Annotated in this window: 18 protein-coding genes; 11 read left to right on the top strand and 7 right to left on the bottom strand. The window is 35.1% G+C overall.

Features of this window, described 5'->3' with window-relative positions:
- Window positions 1-27 precede the first annotated feature (27 nt).
- Window positions 28-366: a nitrogen regulatory protein P-II gene (glnB, locus tag ACSYSW_RS02145; RefSeq protein ID WP_491704919.1), complete on the top strand. Its 339-nt coding sequence runs from the start codon at window positions 28-30 to the stop codon at window positions 364-366.
- A 118-nt stretch (window positions 367-484) separates the two neighbouring features.
- Window positions 485-1,075, top strand: coding sequence for a hypothetical protein (locus ACSYSW_RS02140; RefSeq protein WP_491704920.1), 591 nt, complete (start codon window positions 485-487; stop codon window positions 1,073-1,075).
- A gap of 126 nt (window positions 1,076-1,201) precedes the next feature.
- Here the strand turns inward: ACSYSW_RS02140 and ACSYSW_RS02135 are convergent, their stop codons facing one another.
- From ACSYSW_RS02135 to ACSYSW_RS02120, 4 genes are all read right to left on the bottom strand, one after another.
- Window positions 1,202-1,591, bottom strand: coding sequence for a DMT family transporter (locus tag ACSYSW_RS02135; protein WP_491704921.1), 390 nt, complete (start codon window positions 1,589-1,591; stop codon window positions 1,202-1,204).
- A gap of 1 nt (window position 1,592) precedes the next feature.
- A complete protein-coding gene (locus ACSYSW_RS02130) occupies window positions 1,593-1,949 on the bottom strand; it encodes an EamA family transporter (RefSeq protein ID WP_491704922.1) in 357 nt (118 codons plus the stop codon).
- On the bottom strand, window positions 1,937-2,794 hold the full coding sequence (locus ACSYSW_RS02125; protein WP_491704923.1) for an alpha/beta hydrolase: 858 nt from the start codon (window positions 2,792-2,794) through the stop codon (window positions 1,937-1,939). Before ACSYSW_RS02125 ends, ACSYSW_RS02130 begins: the two co-directional genes overlap by 13 nt.
- Before the next feature lie 62 nt (window positions 2,795-2,856).
- Window positions 2,857-3,582: an MtnX-like HAD-IB family phosphatase gene (locus ACSYSW_RS02120; protein WP_491704924.1), complete on the bottom strand. Its 726-nt coding sequence runs from the start codon at window positions 3,580-3,582 to the stop codon at window positions 2,857-2,859.
- Between the two features lie 159 nt (window positions 3,583-3,741).
- Here ACSYSW_RS02120 and ACSYSW_RS02115 point away from each other — a divergent pair, with 159 nt between their 5' ends.
- Both ACSYSW_RS02115 and ACSYSW_RS02110 read left to right on the top strand, forming a co-directional pair.
- Window positions 3,742-4,482: a winged helix-turn-helix domain-containing protein gene (locus tag ACSYSW_RS02115; protein WP_491704925.1), complete on the top strand. Its 741-nt coding sequence runs from the start codon at window positions 3,742-3,744 to the stop codon at window positions 4,480-4,482.
- Window positions 4,479-5,822 carry an ATP-binding protein gene (locus tag ACSYSW_RS02110; RefSeq protein ID WP_491704926.1) on the top strand — a complete coding sequence of 448 codons (1,344 nt, stop codon included), beginning with the start codon at window positions 4,479-4,481 and terminating at the stop codon, window positions 5,820-5,822. Before ACSYSW_RS02115 ends, ACSYSW_RS02110 begins: the two co-directional genes overlap by 4 nt.
- 58 nt (window positions 5,823-5,880) lie before the next feature.
- Here ACSYSW_RS02110 and ispC read toward each other — a convergent pair whose 3' ends face one another.
- Both ispC and deoC read right to left on the bottom strand, forming a co-directional pair.
- Window positions 5,881-7,050: a 1-deoxy-D-xylulose-5-phosphate reductoisomerase gene (gene ispC / locus ACSYSW_RS02105; protein ID WP_491704927.1), complete on the bottom strand. Its 1,170-nt coding sequence runs from the start codon at window positions 7,048-7,050 to the stop codon at window positions 5,881-5,883.
- A gap of 69 nt (window positions 7,051-7,119) precedes the next feature.
- Window positions 7,120-7,788 (bottom strand): deoxyribose-phosphate aldolase, encoded by a 669-nt coding sequence (gene deoC / locus ACSYSW_RS02100; protein WP_491706118.1) that lies wholly within the window; start codon window positions 7,786-7,788, stop codon window positions 7,120-7,122.
- Between the two features lie 341 nt (window positions 7,789-8,129).
- Between deoC and ACSYSW_RS02095 the strand changes: the two genes are divergently transcribed.
- From ACSYSW_RS02095 to ACSYSW_RS02075, 5 genes are all read left to right on the top strand, one after another.
- Window positions 8,130-10,676 (top strand): hypothetical protein, encoded by a 2,547-nt coding sequence (locus ACSYSW_RS02095; RefSeq protein ID WP_491706281.1) that lies wholly within the window; start codon window positions 8,130-8,132, stop codon window positions 10,674-10,676.
- Entirely contained in the window at window positions 10,677-11,027 is a 351-nt protein-coding gene (locus ACSYSW_RS02090; protein ID WP_491704929.1) for a hypothetical protein, read from the top strand.
- Window positions 11,028-11,207: 180 nt separating this feature from the next.
- Window positions 11,208-11,756, top strand: a complete 549-nt coding sequence (locus tag ACSYSW_RS02085; RefSeq protein ID WP_491704930.1) for a hypothetical protein — start codon at window positions 11,208-11,210, stop codon at window positions 11,754-11,756.
- 368 nt (window positions 11,757-12,124) lie between these two features.
- Window positions 12,125-13,630: a type I restriction-modification system subunit M gene (locus ACSYSW_RS02080; protein ID WP_491704931.1), complete on the top strand. Its 1,506-nt coding sequence runs from the start codon at window positions 12,125-12,127 to the stop codon at window positions 13,628-13,630.
- Window positions 13,631-15,151 carry a restriction endonuclease subunit S gene (locus ACSYSW_RS02075; protein WP_491704932.1) on the top strand — a complete coding sequence of 507 codons (1,521 nt, stop codon included), beginning with the start codon at window positions 13,631-13,633 and terminating at the stop codon, window positions 15,149-15,151.
- Between the two features lie 54 nt (window positions 15,152-15,205).
- On the opposite strand, the gene hsdR is transcribed toward ACSYSW_RS02075, so the two are convergent.
- Entirely contained in the window at window positions 15,206-17,557 is a 2,352-nt protein-coding gene (gene hsdR / locus ACSYSW_RS02070) for an EcoAI/FtnUII family type I restriction enzme subunit R (protein WP_491706280.1), read from the bottom strand.
- Window positions 17,558-18,565: 1,008 nt separating this feature from the next.
- Here hsdR and ACSYSW_RS02065 point away from each other — a divergent pair.
- Together ACSYSW_RS02065 and ACSYSW_RS02060 are read left to right on the top strand one after the other, a co-directional pair.
- Window positions 18,566-20,176, top strand: a complete 1,611-nt coding sequence (locus ACSYSW_RS02065; protein ID WP_491704934.1) for a type I restriction-modification system subunit M — start codon at window positions 18,566-18,568, stop codon at window positions 20,174-20,176.
- On the top strand, window positions 20,163-21,374 hold the full coding sequence (locus ACSYSW_RS02060; protein WP_491706279.1) for a restriction endonuclease subunit S: 1,212 nt from the start codon (window positions 20,163-20,165) through the stop codon (window positions 21,372-21,374). The genes ACSYSW_RS02065 and ACSYSW_RS02060 overlap by 14 nt, the downstream gene beginning before the upstream one ends.

Raw genomic sequence — 21,374 nt, 5'->3', positions numbered from 1 at the left:
TAAATCACATCTTTAAGGATCACAAACATGAAAAAAATTGAAGCTATCATCAAACCATTTAAATTAGATGATATTCGAGAAGCGTTAGCCGAACAGGGAATTACAGGTATGACGGTAAGCGAAGTAAAAGGGTTTGGACGTCAAAAAGGTCATACAGAATTATATCGTGGTGCCGAATATATGGTGGATTTTCTACCCAAGGTTAAAATTGAGTTAGTCGTTAATGATGATATTCTCGAAAATTGTATTGAAACGATTACTAAAGTTGCGCAAACGGGTAAAATTGGCGACGGTAAGATTTTTGTTTATAACGTTGAGCATGTGATTCGTATTCGTACCGGCGAAGAAGACGATTTAGCTATTTAATAAGAAACAGCATTTTAATGCGCTCTATCGATTAAAATAGGGCGTTTTAAAATTAAAACAAATATGATTAGATCTAAATAGAATAATAAATTTTTATAAAATAAAGGAATAATAATTAATGTCATTGAAATTAATTCATTTTTTGAAAAATAAATCATCAGAACAAAAACAGACAGAAATTCGGGATGATTTACAAGCTGATTTTTCGAAAGAACAATTTGCAGAATTAACGAACCACAGTCCTGCTTACCCGTTATTTTTATCGTTGCAAGAAGACAAAATTCAAGCTTATCTTACGCGTTTTATGGTAACTGCGGAAGATCTTATTTTTGTCGAAAATCTTATTGCTCGTTTTTTCCATGGCGAGTTATCTTGTGAAAAACAGAAATTTATCGATCATAACAAAACGTTAATTTGTTATAAATATAAAGAGTTTTCTAAAGATATTGTTGTTTTAATGACTAATGATAATGATTTTATTGATTGTCTTTGCGAGCAAAATTTACAGCCGCCTGAACCTAAAAGTGTCTTTGATGATTTAGAAAACAATAGCAGTTTACAAGGGAATAAAGAATTTTGGTGGGAAGTTTATTGGCAACCATTTTGGAATAGTTTGAGTATTGAAGCCAAACACAATTATCTCAATTGCGATAAGCTATCGTCAGAAAGTATTGCGTATTTAAAAGATTATCTAAAACAATCTTGTTAACAAGACGTCTAAAGTAGGATGTTAAAAACGGTTTTGATTGTGTTTAACGTACTAAATTTAACGCTTTTTAATGATTACTTTAAATTAGGGTTTTATATTCTTTTATTGAAAAAAAAGAAGCTCATATCAATGAGCTTCTTTCTTGTGAATTTTGCTTTCGGCAATCGCTAAAAAAACAATACCCGACATAATTAAAATGGCACCAATTAATTTATAAAGTGTGATAGGTTCATTAAATAACCAAATTGAAACCACCATTACCGTGACAATTTCTAAATGTGAGGCAGCAAATGCAGGACCGACCGGCGCTTTTTTAAGTAATGTCATCCATGTGAAAAACGTTAAAATATAACCGGCAATTGAAATATAAATCCATTTTGTACTAAATACGCGTATTAACCAAACTAAGCCAAATTCTAATGGTTGTGCATATTCTCCTGCTAATTTAAAACAACACTGTGCAATGGTGTCAAAGAAAAGTAAAAAAGCAAATCCAATAATATAAAATCTTGCCATATTAAGACATCCCCACAAAAATGACACCCGCAGTAATAAGAATCATGCCGATGATTCGATAAAAAGTGAGTTTTTCTTTAAAAATCAACCGACCAACTAGCATAATTGTAATAATATTAAATGAAGCTAATAAGACAGCTTGAGCCAATGGCATAAGGGTAATAAAGGCTAACCATAATAAAAACTCAACAATATAAGACGCAATTCCAATCCAAATCCAGCTATTTTTGGCAAGATCGAGCCAATAATATAAACCATCTCGATTTTTGGGTGAAATGGCAGCAAATTTAAAGGCAATTTGCCCTAAAGTATCAAAAACAATATTACATATCCAAAGGATAATGACTAGTTGTGACATAACGCCTTTTTCTCTTCACTTTTATTGTTTGCTAATTGTTCAAAAAATTGACTGCATTCTTTAATAACTTCACGTCGTTGGCTATCAATAGTGATTAAGTGATAACTTTCATTTAATACGACAAATTTCGTTTTTCCTGAAACGTTTTTCTCAACTAATTTGGCATTAGTTTCAATATTCGCAATATCATCATTACCGGAATGCATAATTAAGCATGGGACAGTAACCTTAGGCAATTCACGTCGAATATGTTTAGCTAATAATTGCATTTCTGCCAAGGCTGGGAACGGGTTGCCAGCTAAACCAGCCGCGCCACTATCGCCACTTAACATACTTTCGGATACAACTGCACGAATGCGTTCATCTTTTAAACCATAAGGAGGTTTTTCAATAAATGAGACCTTTTGAAAAATCCCCAATCTTTTAAAATAAACAAGTAAAAAGAAGAATTTTTTAGCCCAAAATGGCATACTCCAACCATCATATGCGAAGGTTGGAGCAAGCACACCAACGCCCCTTATTTGTTCTGGTCTATCTGCTGCTAATTTTAAGGCTAATAATGCGCCCATGGATAAACCCGCAACAAATATATTATCGACATGTTTAGCTAAAAAATCAGCACCATCTAACACACTTTGATACCAATCTTGCCATGTTGTTTTACATAAATCAGCTTCAGTGCCACAATGCCCCGCGAGTTGTAACGCATAAACAGTAAATCCTGCTTTATTAAGACCATTAGCTAAAATGCGCATTTCATTGGGTGTGCCAGTCAAACCATGAATTAACAAAACGCCGTTTTTATTGCCCGGTAAAAAATAAGATAAATCTTGTATTGTACTCACTATCAGTTTACTCACTTTAAAAATATTTGAAATGATTGCGTTGGACTTAACGCTAAAGCCATCTATTGATTAATCATATATTGATTAGATGGGTTATGAGATTGTAAATAAGTCGTCACATCAGCAAATTGATTAATCGCTAAATGATCGAGATTATGATTTTGACAATAAGTAATCAACTTATCTTTTGCAAAAATAAAATCCACTCGATGTGAAACACAATAATCAGAAGAACCATCACCTACATATAAAATAGGGCTTGCAGTCACTTGCTCTTTAACATGCTGACATTTACAATTCCCGCTTTTTTTAAGGCAATGATTATTGGCATAAGGAAAAGCCAATTGCCAACTACGATGATTATCATGTTGTAATTGATTAGCGAAAATCGGTAAATGATGTAGTCCATGACGCGCTAAAATAAATTGGATGGCATAATCCAAACCATCACTGACAATATGAACCGGGATTTGATTTTTTTCGGTATATTGAACAAAATCTCGGAAACTTTCATCAATTTTAATATCTGCAAGCACTTGATTGAGTTCTGATAAACTCGCGTCCATTAAGGCAATTTGTTTATGCATACATTCTTGAGAGCCTATTATACCAGCTTCCCACTGTTCTTCTAACTCATCGCAACCTTCTTGCCCAAAATGATTTAATAAGGTGTCAGTGACATCTTTAATACTAATTGTTCCATCAAAATCACAAAGGATAATGGGGGTTTGCTTAGTAAGTTGTGGAGTATATAAAAGGGGTTTAGCAATAGGTAAAAACGCGCTCATATTACGTTAATTTGAAAAATAGATAAATAATGGCGCATATTGTTGCATAATTCATTATTTTACATTGTTGGGTCTTTGTATATATTTTGTAACTAGGCAGCATTAATCTGTATAATAAGTTATTAATGCTATTAAATATTTATATTGGAATTTTATAAAATGACTGAGCAGATCTTAATCATAGAAGATGATAAGCGACTGGCAGAATTAATCCAATCTTATTTATCACGTCAAGGATATGATGTCTTATGGCATAACACTGGCGAAACTGCGGAAGAAAAAATCCGCGAAATTAATCCTGATTTACTCATTTTAGATGTTATGTTACCCGGAAAATCAGGCTTTGATATTTGTCGTGATATACGGGGTTGGTTTAATAATTTTATTCTTATCATGACAGCAAGTGAAGATAATATCGATGAAATTGTTGGATTAGAACTCGGTGCGGATGATTATCTAGCTAAGCCTGTCGAGCCACGACTTTTATTAGCACGAATACGCGCTTTACTTCGTCGTAAACAAATTGAAACAGAAAAAGAGATACCGCTTACCTTAAAAGTAACTAACCCAAATCCAACTAATAGTAAAATCTTAACATTTGATGATTTGGTCATTAACAGTGAAAATCGGAAAGTGATATTAGAAAATAAAGAAATTGAACTCACCACAGCTGAATTTGATTTATTATGGTTACTTGCAAGCCATGCTGGAACGATCTTATCAAGAGATGATATTTTTTCGCAAGTCAGAGGTATTGATTTTGATGGCTGTGATCGTTCAATTGATGCCCGTATTTCTCGTTTACGCCGTAAATTACTTGATGATGCCGATGCGCCGGCGAGAATAAAAACTGTGCGAGGCAAAGGGTATTTATTTTTACGTGAAGGAGATAACCATTGAAACAGGTATTGGCAAAACCTCTTTTTTTTAATCGTCGAATTATTTCCTATTTAGTGATTTTATTATCTCTGCAATGTGTTATCGCCTATGGTGCATTACTTGTTTTTGATTCATTACCAACTTCAATTACGGGTATTCCAGATGACCATGTCGTTTTTCGTGAATCACAGCGTGGGACCGTCAATTTAATCCGCATGTTTGTGCAACAAAATGCAAATCGCCCACTAGATAATATTATTGCTGAATTGCAACCTTATTTTGGTTACCCGATAGAAGTACTACCGAAGAATGAACCATTACCGACTTCAGTTCTTAATGAAATGGCAAAAGAAGGGTTTGCCTATGATGAAGATAGTGAACTGATATTTGTCGATTTAAAAGATGGATATATCCTTAAGCTAGGACCAACGATTATGCGTGATATTTTAGAGTCCAATGCCATGTCGTTAAGTGTCTTTTTGATTATTTGGGCACTCTTTAGTGCAATTGTCTTTTTTATCCTTATTTATTTTGCATTTAGTGCCGTTTGGAAAGATCTGGTAACAATTAGGCAAACAGCGGAACAAATTGCGGAAGGAAATTTAAAAGCTCGCTCTGAAAATATTAAAGGATGGCTATTTAAGCCCTTAGCGAGTGTCTTAAATAATATGGGTACACACATTGAATACCTTGTCAGTACTAATCAAATTATTTCGCATGCGATGGCACATGAATTACGTACCCCTCTTGCAAGAATGCGCTTTGAGTTAAGTATGCTTGAAGAAAGCCATGACGAAACTGAAAAACAATTATTACAAAAAGGCATGAGTGACAATATTAATGAATTAGAATCCTTAATTAATGTCAGCTTATCCTATTTCAAAATGCAACAAAGCAATATTGAACTAAAATGCAGCAAAGTTTCTTTAAAAGATTGGGGGCAAAAAGTATGCGATTCATTAGCATTATTTAAACCGAACGATTTTGAATTAGTCTGTGATTTTCAAGATGTTGATGCTTATATTGATGTGAATTTAGCCGAAACGATTGTCAAAAATTTGTTATTAAATGCTTTTAAATATGCTACCTATAAAGCTATTTTACATATTTATAAACAAAAAAATAAAGTCATTATTGAACTCGACGACGATGGTCTTGGTATTCCATATAATGCGCGGCAAAAAGTATTTATGCCTTTTGCACGTCTTGATACAAGTAGAACCCGTACAACAGGAGGGTATGGTTTAGGACTTGCTTATGTCAAATTAATGGCAGATTTTCATGATGGTCAAGCATTTGTGGTTACAAGTCCTTTAGGTGGGGCAAGATTTGTCATTACCTTAACATGTCACGAACCTTAATCGTATTTGCAAAAATAATTAACAAACGTCGTTGGGCTTTATTTTTGGCGTTTGTTAATTATTTTTGGTTTCTTGCCCATGCATCGATATCTAAAACGTCATCAATCGATTTCGGCTCTGAGAAATTAGCTTTGATTAAAATCCTTTCAACTTGCTTTGCAATATCCATAAAACCTATTTTACCATGTAAAAAATCATCAACAGCAACTTCATTAGCTGCATTTAATACTGTTGTTGCTGCTTGACCTTGATTTGACGATTCAATGGCTAATTGCAGACAAGGATAACGTTTAAAATCTGGTTTACTAAAGGTTAACGCTGATAAACTTGTAAAATCTAACGCCGCAACGCCCGATAAAATACGATTAGGATAGGACATAGCATAAGCAATTGGCGTGCACATATCAGGTATCCCTAACTCAGCAATCACACTGCCGTCTCGATAGCTGACCATCGAATGAATAATTGATTGGGGATGAATAATAATTTCCATTTCATCTTGCGATGCATTAAATAACCAGCGAGCTTCAATATACTCAAGTCCTTTATTCATCATGGTTGCCGAATCAACTGAAATCTTTTTCCCCATTGACCAATTGGGATGTCTTATGGCCTCGTCTGGCGTTATTGACGTTAATTGAGAGAGGGGCGTTTCCCTAAATGGCCCGCCTGACCCCGTCAAAATAATTTTATTGATGCCGTGATCCGTTAAATTGGCAAAACCAAGATTGGATTGTATGGCTAAAGGAAGGCTTTGAAAAATCGCATTATGTTCACTATCGACGGGTAAAAGCTCAGCATTATAATCTTTTACGGCTTGCATAAATAAATGACCACACGTAACAAGCGATTCTTTATTAGCCAGTAAAATACGTTTCCCTTTTTTAATTGCAGCAAGTGTTGATTTTAAACCTGCAGCACCGACAATTGCTGCCATCACCATATCCACTTCATCAAGTCCAGCAAGATCGCAAATTGCTTGCTCACCGCTAAAAATGGTAATGTCGAGATTAAATGTGGCAAGATTTTGTTTTAATAAAGCAGCCGCTTTAGGATCAAACATTGCCACATATTTAGGTTTAAATTCTAAACATTGCTCGGTCATTTTAGTCACGTTTTGGTGACCTACCAATGCATAAGCTTTATAATTTTGCGGATTTTGACGAATAACGGCTAATGTACTACAACCAATTGAGCCGGTTGAACCTAAAAGGGTGATATTTTTCATAGTATTTAATCAAATATAAATGTGTTATTAGGGAGGTTAATATTCAATAACAATCCCTAATTTTATTGACTAATAATTGCTAGATGTTGCTTCATCATCATGAATAATCGAAATTCCGGCACTTGCGCCTAAACGATTCGCACCTGCTTTTATCATGTTATCTGCTGTTTGCCTATCGCGAATGCCACCGGAGGCTTTAACTCCCATATTTTCACCAACAGTTTGTCGCATTAACTGCACATCTTCAACGGTTGCGCCAGATTGGCTAAAGCCAGTTGATGTTTTCACAAATGCGACACCGATTTCTTTACATAATAAGCAAGCTTTTTTAATTTCATCTTTTGTTAATAAACACGTTTCTAAAATCACTTTTAATGGAACGTTACCGCAAGCATTAAACACGGCCTCGATATCCGCTTGCACCGCTTGCCAATCATTACTCTTTAAAAAACCAACATTAATGACCATATCAATTTCTTGTGCACCTGCCTTGATAGCTGCACTGGCTTCAAAGGCTTTAGCCTCAGTCAACATAGCGCCAAGCGGAAAGCCAACAACAGAACAAACTTTTACATTACTATCTTTTACTAAACGAGAGGCTAACGGGACATAACACGAATTGACACAAACAGAATAAAATTGATAAGTTAAAGCCTCTTGGCATAGTGTTGTGATTTGCGCTTCCGTCGCATTCATAGCAAGTAAGGTATGATCAATATAGCGGGCATAATTCATAATGGCTTTCCTTTTATAACTTTAATTAATTGTCGATGAGTATATACTTATTCAGTTTCAAGATAAAATTTTATCAGATGTCATATAGATTTTTTTATGAAATATTCCTTATGTTAATTTTTTCCTAGTAACAATCTTTTATTTAGCGTGACGATTAATAATCAACTCTTTGCGATCATTTAAGTAAATTATTTATCTTAACAATTCTTAATAATATTCCACTTTGTAATTTATCTTTCCTATGCTAATCTTCTCACCACAATAATTATCGGTTTTATTCAATATCAATAACGCGCCAAACTAACCGATACTAATTAATAAATACAATAAAATGGGTCAAGGAAATGTACTACTATCAACTGCTCACCCCAAGCGAGTGGGATAACCTTATACAAGAATTTAGAGAGGGTGAGGGCGAATTTAGATGCAGTCCTTTTTATCCTCGTCGCATTAAATACTTCCATAAAACCGACTATCACCCAATTATTAAAAAGCTCGTTGCCAACCCCAATAGCTGTAAAAATTTCTATCCCTTACTGCAAAAAAACGGCTTACATTATGCGGCTTATTATCACCGTTATCCCGATAAGGTGGCGAAGTGTTTATTACAGGCCCTCTATCACGAACGACTTATTTTGCGCACCTTACCGATTTTCAATCCCGTTTTCGATATGCGCCCTCCCTCCCCACCTGTGCCACCGCCCATTCCATATAATAGAAAAATCCCAGAATACCAACCTGATTACACTTGGATTATTGTTGAACTCACCAACCGCCCCGCACAGCCCATCGGCTTTTATGATGGTATATCACCTGACATTAATACCACTCATTTCCTGTTCAATCATGATTTTAGCCGCGATGAAATTTTTTTAGGTAAGAATAAAAGTGTGTTTAGTACCGAAAAGGTGTACCCCAAAGTGCATTTACTGCTAGGCGGTGGTTTAAATGCCATTGAACTTGCAGAAAGGGGCGATAAACGCTTACACGTTAAAAAACTGGCACAAGCCTGGCTTGATGACTTAACTGCCTTATTAACCTCCGGCAATTCACCCTTTACAGTTGAGATAGATAACGCCCTAGCGGGTCAAATTAATTATGGCTATTCCGCCGAGCATTTCCGCTATGCCCCTTTGCTTTGGCAACAAAATATGTTTCGCCCGGATGAGCACATTGGGTTTATGTTTTATCAGCTACTGATATTATTAAACAACACCTATTTTTTTACCGCCGAGCAGCGCATCGGCACGTTAGACTATGAAGACAGCGAAGGGGCAACTTACCCGCCCTCCCTCTACAAGGACGTGATTTCAGCCGTTAGTCAGCTTAAACACAGTGAGGGATTTGATAAGGCGGATTATCGCTATCATAATAGTGATATCGTTAAACGTGTCCGCGCCTATCTCTACAGCCCCCTTGTGTTAGATGGTACAGGTGATGAGAACGATGAAGAAACACGCTTAACAGCCGCCATCAAAACCGCCACGCAGCATGATAATCTTACCGATATCGAGTCCCTCTATATTAACGCTATTAAGCTCCTCAAATACCTGCGGCAACCGGCTATCATTAAGCATGTTGAAACACGCAAAAAGTATCGGTTAAAAGGCACACAGGTTGAATTTGCCTATGTTGAATTAAAAGCTAACCATGGTTTTTATTTACAGCATCACCCTGATTTTAAATATCGCATTAGCTCAAATCGCGAAGGTCATACCTTTATTGGGCGTTTTAATACTCAGGGACTAGCCGATATTAAAATCCCCGAAAAGTGGGCGCATATTGATGATTGGCAATATACAACAAGCGCGGTGGGTAGCACATTTATTAATGACTATTTTAGCTATCTTAACCCTCATCAATTAAGTAATGCCTTAGATGCGGCAACCCGTCCTGACTCGTTAATGTCCCCGGTGTCGACTATAGCAAATGGCATCATCGGGTATTTTTGGGGTGATACACTAAAAGCCCAAGCAGAGAAAAACCAAGCGTTTATTGATAAATATGAAAATAAAATTATCGGTGGCTTGCAAGTCATTGGCGGGGCACTCACCCTGATTGCCGCAGCCGGCGTTGAAGTAGCGACCGTGGGCAGCGGAACACCTCTTGCCCTGGGTATTGGCTTTATTGGCGCAGATAATATCGCCGCTGGTGCGAGCCGGTTTATTACCGATAACGAAGTCAGTACCATCGGTGAAAAAATCATTGCTAAAACCGGCATTGTCCCTAAAGGGTATGAAGGTATCACCTATGGACTGATTGATATTGGTGCAGCCAGCAAATTAAATGCCATTAACAAAATGGCGCATACTCGTCATAATATGGCGGCGTTTAATAAAATAACAACAAGTACACCAAATGGCACCCTTGCCGATGACATTAAAAGCCTTGAAGTCGGGGCAATAAACTTATCACCTAATACGCCATTTAAACGTCATACCATTAAGTTTCAGGATTTTAGTGAGGTGAAGTGGGTTGACGGAGAAGTAGAAACTACTAAAAATTGGACTTTAACTAATCATTTAAGATATTCTGAAAAAGAGACGACGCTTGAAATAGATCCAAATAAATTTGATTTCCTCTATGGCAAAGTAGATAGCGAATTACATAATATTGAACGTTCAACTCAATTATCCCAAATGATGAGACGTCTTGGTCTACAGACCAATGAATCGGGTACAGTTGTTTTAACTGAACACTTTAATAAAGTAATAAATACAAAAGGTAATGTTATTGATAATTACACAAAAGGTTCTCAAAATTTTGAAATTAGAGAATCTTTTTTAATAGGATCATCAGGAAAAGGAACTCTATTACAAACATCATTTGAAATTATGCCTGATGGCTCACGCAGATTTATAACAACAATTCCAAGAGAAGGGAAAAAATAAATGTTTATTCGATCGTTACCAGATGAAATAGATTTGTTGACTTTTTTTGAAAGCGAACCAATTTTTCAAAATACACCCGATTTGCACTTTGCATATAAATATACTGATCAAAATGAAATGTCTTTGCTTTTTTCGTTTAATGCAACAGAAGGTTGGATACAAACAGTTATAGAGTTAAAAGGAAAAAAAATAGCACATAATTTAATTGAAGGTGTAGAGCATTTTAAGATAGAAAAAGATGCTGATGGTGAGTTTTTAATGACTGAAGTTGTATTAAAGGATACTAGAATAAATGTTGAAATAAGATTACAACCTTTTATTTTTACTAAATTTTCAATGTTAATAAAATGATTAACTGAACTGTAGTGATCTAATAATTCCGAGCAGTAAATTAGATGATAACAAAATAGTCAGGTACACATGGACAGGCTCGATAAACTAAATTTTTGGAATAGCTTTGTACGGAGTTAGCAACTCTGCCTGCCTTTTCGCTTTACCCCCATCGGTGACTTAGTCTGTAGTACAGCACTCGTGACTGCGGGTTATACCACCAAGGGCAAATCAAACGAAATCCTTGAGCACGAACTGCCCCGCTTTTTAGGGGGGATGAAAGTCGTACAAGGTGCCTCGACGCTGATTGCTGCCAGCGCGTTAACTGAAACCGGCATAGGTCTAGGACTTGCAACCACGTTACTGTTTTTTGGGTTAGATAATATCCAATCAGGGGCTCGCCAAGTAATATCGGGTGAATACACCTCAACAATCGGTGGCAGTTTAATTGAAGCAACCGGCATATTTCCCGATGGCACCGGCGAAGATATTTACGCATTAGCCGATATGACCGCCGCCGGTAAAGCGGGCTTAGTCATAAAAACGGCAACACAATCCCGTAATATCATCAAACTCACCAGCATTAAAGGCACCCCACCCGTTAAACCCAGTGAAATTGGCATTACTGTTGAGAATATCTCGCTTAATCAACGTAATATTATTATTGAAGAGCCGGCATTTAGTACATCAAATAAACAGCGGTGTTGTGCTTCGATTTTGTTTTCCAACTTACTCATAACAATTTCCTGACATATTTTATTTTTGTTAAAGCTTATCATGAGAGAATTTGAAAAACATTTGCATATAAATTCATTATTAGTCATTCAACTCGGGAATGCGTATAAACAATAATTTATAAATAACAATTTAATAGAATCACTATGTTCAAGTATATATTCAGATTTTTAAAATATTACTCACCATAGATAAGGTATGACCCTTGCTCATGATATTTTTTTAAGATTTTTGTTTATATCATATATGTAATATTTATCAAGCTGTATGACAAGGAATAATAAAATGATAACGATAACTCAGCGATGGATACTTTAAAGTACAAGTAAGACTAAATTAATGTACAATAATCATAGAAAATATAGATAAGAGTAAATATTCATATGAGTTTAGGTAATTTCGTAAAATCAATTCAAAACATCATGCGTGGTGATAGTGGTATTAATGGTGATGCACAGCGTATTGAGCAGATGACATGGTTAATCTTTTTAAAAATTTATGGTGCTAAAGAAGAGATTTGGGAATTTACTGATTCAAAATATAAATCAATTATTCCTATCGAACTGCGTTGGCAAAATTGGGCAAAAGATAATAAAGATGGTGAAGCGCTGACGGGTGAACCCTTATTAGAGTTTGTGAATCAGACATTATTTCCTGAATTAAAAAAACTAGACATTGATGTCAATACACCGATTAAGCAATCGATTGTAAAACATGTTTTTGAAGATGCAAACCAATACATGAAAGATGGCGTGTTACTGCGTAAGGTGATTAATGTTATTGATGAAATTGACTTTAATGAATACGAAGATAAACACGCTTTTGGTGAAATCTATGAAACAATTCTGAAAAGTTTACAAAGTGCTGGCAATGCCGGCGAGTTTTATACACCTCGTGCTGTGACTGATTTTATGATTAATGTATTACAGCCAAAACTAGGCGAGCGTGTTGCTGATTGTGCTTGTGGTACAGGCGGTTTTTTAACCTCTGCATTAAAATTATTAGATCAACAAGTTAACACTGTCGAAGATAGAGCTATATTACAAAATAGCCTCTATGGTATCGAGAAAAAACCATTACCACACATGTTATGTGTTACTAATTTATTACTTCATGATTTAGACAACCCGACCATTGAACATGGTAATGGATTAGAGCGTAAGGTTCGAGAATACAGAGAAGATGAACGCTTTGATATTATTGTCATGAATCCACCCTATGGTGGCACTGAAAGCGAGAGCATTAAAAGTAACTTCCCTAAAGATTTACAAAGTGGCGAAACAGCGGATCTCTTTATGTCGGTTGCGATGTATCGTTTAAAACATGTTACTGAAGGTGGTGGGCGCTGTGCTATCATTATTCCGGATGGTTTCTTGTTTGGCGCTGATGGGGCAAAAACAGCGATTAAGAAGAAGTTAATTAATGATTTTAACTTGCACACTATTATCCGATTACCGAATAGTGTATTTGCTCCTTATACTTCGATTACAACCAATATCCTCTTTTTTGATAACAGTAAAACCACTGAAGATGTATGGTTTTATCGGTTAGATATGCCTGAAGATCAAAAACATTTTTCTAAAACTCGCCCAATGAAATTAGAACACTTTAATGATTGCTTAGCGTGGTGGCAAAATCGCACAGTCATTGCCGATGAGGATACTGACACCTTTAAATCTCAAAAATTTAGTAAAGCGTTTTTAACGGATAATGGTTTTAATTTAGATTTATGTGGTTACCCAACTATTGAAGAAGAAGTATTAAGCCCCGAAGAAACGATTCGGGAATATCATCAGCTGCGCACCACATTAAATGCCCGTATCGATAAATCATTAGCCGATATTGCTGATTTTATTGGTATTGATCTGCATGAAGAGGCGGGCAAGTAGATGAGTGCAACATTAGTAAGCGATAAGTTAAAAGCCGCTTTATTACAATCCGCGATTCAAGGCAAATTAACTCAGCAGTTACCAGAAGATGGTGATGCGCGTGATTTGCTCAAACAAATTGAAACAGAAAAAGCGCGACTAATTAACGAAAAGGTGATCAAAAAAGAAAAACCATTACCGGAAATTACCGAAGATGAGATTCCGTTTGATATTCCTGATAATTGGGTTTGGGTGAGATTCAATGATATTGTTAGCTTTCATTTAGGGAAAACACCACCTCGATCTGATACAAAATATTGGAAAAATAATTATCCATGGGTATCTATTGCTGACATGATTGATGGAGGTGTTATTACAAAAACAAAAGAACAGATTTCAGAAGAAGGAAAACTTAAAGCTTTTAGTAATGTTGGTATATCATTAAAAGGTACGCTCATTATGAGTTTCAAGCTAACAATAGGAAAAATATCTATTTTAGGAATTGATGCATATCACAATGAGGCTATCATTTCTATTAATCCATTTAAAGATGATACATTTAATACATTTAGAGATTTTTTAATGTTATTTTTGCCAAGTATTGCAAAATCAGGTAATTTTAACAATGCGATAAAAGGTAATACATTAAATAAACAGAGTTTATCTGAATTATTAATTCCTCTGCCACCATTATCTGAACAACACCGAATCGTTGAAGCAATTGAAACAGCTTTAGCTAAAATTGATAAACTCAAAGTGGATGAAACCAAGCTTTATAATATACAAAAAGCATTCCCGAATAAGCTTAGAGCTTCGCTATTACAATCCGCCATTCAAGGTAAGTTAACCCAGCAACGTTCTGAAGATGGTGACGCGCGTGATTTGCTCAAACAAATTGAAACAGAAAAAGCGCGATTAATTAATGAAAAGGTGATCAAAAAAGAGAAAACACTACCCGAAATTACCGAAGATGAGATTCCGTTTGATATTCCTGATAATTGGGTTTGGGTGAGGTTGGGAGAATTGAATACGTTTATAAATGGTGATAGAAGTTCGAGCTATCCGACAGAGAAAGATTTTAAATCTTCCGGTATCCCTTTTTTTGGTGCAAAAGATATGATTGAAAACCGACTTAAACAAAATTTAAATCTTAGATTCATAAGTCACGAAAAATTTGAAAATTTGCGTAGTGGAAAATTACAACACTTAGATTTTGTTTGCCTATTGCGAGGTAGCATTGGTAAATATGCACTTTTTTGTGAAACTGAACGGTTTAAGACAGGATTTATTAATGCTCAAATGGTCATTTTACGTGGTATTAATAAAGAATTAGTTTCTTATTTAGAAGCGATATTCAGTAGTTCTTATTTTGAAACTTTTATTAAATATGTATCTTCAGGTACTGCAGTTAAACAACTATCCGCTGAAACACTTAGAAATTTATTAATCCCTCTCCCTCCACTTGCTGAACAAAACCGTATTGTTAAAACAATCGAAACCACGTTAACCAAAATTGATAAACTCAATAAATTGACCGAATGATGATGAATGTGTATTAATTTAAGAAAAAGCCCTTAGCAATTAAGGGCTTCTGTTTTATTGATAAGCTACTAACGAATATAGTTCGTTTTGTAATCCGATAATAGCTTGATGATACATGGCATTACCGCCAAACATACTCGCTATTTTAATTGGACTGCCCATTTGATCAAATGGGGTATTTTTTAAAACATTGTTATCTTCTAATGAGGTAATGCCTTCATTCATATATTTATCTAATAAAGTGGATAATACTTTTTGACAGATCTCATCATATTGATACAAATAACCGCGTTTTTTTACAGCATTAACCCGTTCAGCTTTAGTTAATGGCTTTTTGTCGTAAGCAATATGTAAGATAAGATCGAATGGATCATAATCTTTATTGCCTGCTGCTTGCTGTAGTGTGGAGAGTAAAACACCATGCTCTTCTAACGTATCAATAATTGCTTGTTTTTTACTTGCTTTATTCCATGCTTGAATAAAGTCATCTAGCGTTGCATATTCATATAAAATATTTCGCTTAGTAAAATCCGTTAAGCTCTCTGTGATCAATTTTCCATCAGCATCAATAATCTGTACGCGTTCATTTAAAATGGTGGTTTCAACACCTCTAACACGTATTTTTTGCGATTTTTGAGCGTTAATGTCGTCAATAATATCAGAATCCCCTCCTTCATCATCCCAATCACCATTGATTGGCGATTCTGGATTTGGTTCATCCTCATCACCCGTTACGACTGGATTTTCAATGATAACAACCGGATCGCCATCAAAATCTTTATCGGCAAATAATCGGCTGACATCGCGAAAATCCATAATCGTAAAAAACCATTTATCATGATCGGTACTTAAGCGAGTACCTCGACCAATAATCTGTTTAAATTCGGTCATTGATTCAATATTGTTTTCAAGCACAATTAATTTACAGGTTTTACAGTCAACCCCCGTTGTCATTAATTTAGAGGTGGTAACGATAGTTGGGTAAGGTTCATTGGCATCAATAAAATAGTCTAACTTATCCTTGCCTATTTTGTTATCACCTGTAATTCGCATAATGTATTCAGGGTGGTTTTTAACAATATCACTATTCTCATTAACCATGGCTTGGCGCATACGCTCTGCATGATCAATATCCGTACAGAAAATAATGGTTTTACTGTCGCGACCATTGGCTTTAAGCCATGTGGTTATACGCTTGGCAACTAATTGTGTTCTATCATCAATAATCAGTTTTTTATCAAAATCTTTGCGGTCATATTCTCGATCTTCAATTAAATTGCCATCAATATCCGTTTGACCTTTTTCGGGTCGCCATCCTTCAACATCATGGTTAATACTTACTCGTATCACCTTATAAGGGGCGAGGAATCCATCTTCAATACCTTGCTTTAAAGAATAAGTATAGATAGGCTCACCAAAATAGGTAATATTACTGATATCTTTGGTTTCTTTAGGCGTTGCCGTTAAGCCGATTTGGATTGCCGAGCTGAAATAATCAAGTACTTTTCGCCATTGTGACTCTTCTTTGACACTTCCTCGATGACACTCATCTATAATGATTAAATCAAAAAATTCGGGTTTAAATTGTCGAAATGACTCTTCGCCTTCATCGCCAGCCAATTGCTGGTAAAGACTCATATAAATTTCATAAGAGCTATCTAAAGTTCGACCTTGGACTTTGGTGATAATTCTTTCAAACGGTTTAAAGTCATTGGTAATGGTTTGGTCAATTAAAATATTTCTGTCAGCTAAATAAAGTACTTTCATACTTGGATTAGCTTTTTTTAATCGCCATATCATTTGAAAAGCCGTATAGGTTTTACCTGTACCCGTTGCCATAACCAGTAAGATTCTTTTTTGACCTGATGCGACAGCTTCGATAGTGCGATCAATTGCAATGCGTTGGTAATAGCGAGGCGTGATCTTCTTAAATGAATTAATGTAATAAGGCTGCTCAATCATTTTCTCTTCGGATTTTGTGATATTTTTATGAACAAGGTAACGTTGCCATAATTCAGCTTGTGTTGGGAACTCATCCATTGATAAATCACGTTCTATTCCAGTTAATAGATCTCGCTCAATAAAGCCTTTTCCATTCGTTGAGTAAGCAAACGGAATATCTAAAATATTCGCATATTGAATGGCTTGCATAAGCCCTTCACCGATTGAATATTCATGACTTTTAGCTTCTACAATGGCTAGAGGCGTTTCTTTATTCTTAGCTAATAATAAATAATCCGCTTTCTTCTGTATTCCTCGTTTTTTCCGATTGCCATTAACCAAAACCTGTCCATCAGTAAAATAATACTCCATTCTAATTAAATCATGAGTCCAAGCTGATTTTTCAACGATAGCCGGTGTTACAAACCGTAACTTCACATCTTCTTCTGTCAATTTCAAATGCATAAGAAACCCTTTTTACTATTCCATAATATAAGTTTGATTTTTAATAGTACTTATGAAGTATTACCATTATAAATAATAAAATAAGGGTAACAACTTAAATTGAACTCGGTGTTACTTTCTTTTTGCCTTTTTAGATGTATTAAAAGAGCCTATTTACATCATTTTCTTTTATTAAAAAATCATGAATCTCTGATTAAGACAATTAGCAAAAACACGTTAAATAAAACGATTGGAATGATAGATTATGACACTAAAACAGAATTCTTTTTACACGGATTTCGAATCATAGTTTGTAGCATGCTAGTGGAATCTGGGTTTTGGGGACGTAGTGCCGCTGAATGCCAAAGATGGTTCAATGGTAAATTCGAGCATGATTTCAGTATTTATCTCTAAATTTAGGTAAATATAACAAAGGAGAGTTAGTCATGAATAGTTATCATTACCGACTATTATAAAGAGTTTAAAGTTTATCTGTATCGATAATATCCATTATGAAGAGTTTTTTTAAAAGCTAGGTATCAATCAATGATGGCATTCCTTCCTCTTTATGAACGAGTACAGCAATCTTAATGCGCTTAACTACTTAGTATTAAGGATTAAAGAACTAAGTAACAACGATATTAGAATCTATGAAACAGTTATTGATATGTAGGGAATTTATTATCGATTTTATTTTTTTAATTTTGTTATTGTTTTTATTTTGTTATGTTCTAATTTTGCGAACTATCTCGAAAAAATAATGCACTATTTGTAACGTGGTTTGTGAGTATTCATCAAATGGTTGCAATATTATTCTGGAATTTTGAGAATAAAAGCATACTGTTACCTCGAGTAAAAGAAGATTATTTGCATAGTCGGTATATTGAATGGCATTTATGGAAATGTTTAGGAAATAGCCAGCATAAGTAACAAATTAATTAACCTATCATTTTTTATACTGGATAAAAAATTTATAAATCTGTTAAAATCAGTACCAAGTTTAATTATTAATTAATGAAATTCTGCTACATGGAACAAAATTCAACGTCACTTTATAACGCACTTTGGGCGTCAGCGGATATTTTACGCTCCAAGATGGATGCCAATGAATACAAAAACTATTTGTTGGGTATTATTTTTTATAAATACCTATCGGATAATATGTTGGATTATGCGATTGATCAGCTAGAAGAGAAAGCTGACGATTTAAAACAGGCACAAGCAATCTATGCTAAGGCTTATGCTAATCCAGAATTACAGCAAGATCTTAAAGAGATGCTTTATACCCAGTTTTCTTATGTGATAGAACCGCAATACACTTTTACTCAACTGCTAGATGATATTAATAACAGTACTTTCCAGTTGGAAACCTTAGCGCAAGGCTTTCGTAATATCGAACAAGCGCATGAAATTTTTGCTAACCTATTTCAGGATATTGACCTTTATTCGCGCAAACTTGGAGCCTCACCACAAAAACAAAATGAAACTATTGCTGGCGTAATGAAAAAACTGGCGGAGATCGACTTAGATGGTTATGTCGGTGATATTTTAGGTGATGCTTACGAATATATGATCAGTGAGTTTGCCTCTGAGTCAGGTAAAAAAGCAGGTGAATTTTATACACCACATGGCGTCGCAAAGTTGATGACTAAAATTGTGATGCATGGTAAACACAAACAAAAAGGTTTTAGTATTTACGACCCTACTATGGGTTCGGGGTCATTAATGCTGAACGTCAAAAAAGAAAGCCAAGAATCGGGTACAGTGCTCTATTTTGGTCAGGAAATTAACACATCAACCTATAATCTAGCGCGAATGAACTTAATGCTGCATCAAGTGCCAATTGCAAATCAATATTTAAGCAATGCTGATACCCTAAGTGATGACTGGCCAACGGATGAACCAACCAATTTTGATGGCGTATTAATGAATCCGCCTTATTCCGCACAATGGAGTGCAGTAAAAGGCTTTTTAGATGATGCTCGTTTTGCGCCTTATGGTGTGTTAGCTCCAAAATCCCGTGCTGATTTTGCCTTTTTACTGCATGGCTTCTACCATTTAAAATCCAATGGCACCATGGCGATTGTGCTACCACATGGGGTATTGTTTAGGGGAAGCAGTGAGGAGAAAATTCGTCGCACATTACTTGAAAACGGTCATATTTATGCTGTGATAGGTTTACCTGCGAATATTTTTTATAATACTGGTATTCCAACCACGATTATTATTTTACGCAAAGATTATAATCAACGTGATGTGTTGTTTATTGATGCACAAGAATTATCCGAAAAAGCGCGAACCAAAAACATTTTAACTGATGAACATGTTGAAACGATATTTAATGCTTATGTAGAACGCAAAACTATTGATAAATTCAGTTATCTCGCGAGTTTTGCTGAGATTGAAGAGAATGATTTTAATCTTAATATTCCACGTTATGTTGATACTTTTGAAGCAGAACCAGAGATCCCTCTAACTGATTTATCCACAGCAATTATGCAGACACAACAAGAACTAAAAATCGCAGAAAGTGAACTGTTTACTATGTTAGATGAACTGACAGGCACAACACCAGAAGCGGAAAAAGAGTTAGAAGACTTTAAAGCGGCATTACAAGGAATCAGTAATGGCAAGCATTAAGAGTAAAGTGCCTAAACTAAGGTTTAAAGGGTTTATTAGAGAGTGGGATATAACAAAACTTTGTGATATTTCGGATAAAGTGCAAGAAAAAAACAAAAGCAATCTTATTACTGAAACTTTTACTAATTCAGCTGAATACGGTATTGTAAACCAAAGGGATTTTTTTAATAAAGATATTTCAAATGAAGTAAATTTATGTCACTACTACGTCGTTCAACCAAATGATTTTGTTTATAATCCAAGGATCTCGAATTTAGCGCCAGTTGGACCAATACAACGCAATAAGTTAAATCGAACAGGGGTTATGTCACCATTATATTACGTGTTTAGAACACATTCGATTAATAACGATTTTTTAGATTATTATTTTTCAACATCTAAATGGCATCGTTTTATGTTTATGAATGGTGATAAAGGTGCACGTTCTGATAGATTTGCAATTAGTGATTCAGTTTTTAGGACAATGCCGATTATTACACCTAAGCAACAAGAACAAAACCAAATCGGTAATTTTTTCCAAAAACTAGATAGAGTGATTGAACTACAACAAAACACCTTGACTCAAGCTCAAAATTATAAAAAAGCCATGCTACAAAAAATGTTCCCACAAAAAGGTGAAAAGGTGCCGAGAGTGCGCTTTAAAGGATTTAGTGGAAATTGGGTAAAGAAAAAGTTAGAAGAGTGTTTTGATGAAAGAAATGAGAGAGCTGAGTCAGGTGAGCTTATTTCTGTAACTATTAATTCAGGTGTTGTTTTGGCATCAAGTCTAGAACGAAGAGATACTTCTAGTTCGGATAAGAGTAATTATAAAATAGTATGTGTTGGAGATATAGCATATAACTCTATGAGAATGTGGCAAGGTGCAAGTGGATTATCTATTTACTCAGGTGTTTTAAGCCCTGCTTATACGGTTATCATTCCTAGGAATAATATTTCTGGTCTATTCTTTTCTTATCAATTTAAATTACCGTTTATGATAAATATGTTTCGAAATAATTCACAAGGATTGACATCTGATACTTGGAATTTGAAGTTTCCACTTTTTAAAGATATTTCAGTTAAAATTCCTTCTTTAAAAGAACAAACCCAAATTGGTAACTTCTTCCAACAATTAGATAAACAAATCACGGAGCAACAAAATAAGTTAACCCATTATCAGACGTTAAAAAAAGCGATGTTACAGCGATTATTTATTTAG

Source organism: Gilliamella sp. ESL1225 (genome assembly GCF_058502635.1).
This window is presented reverse-complemented; position numbering and strand designations above follow the sequence as displayed.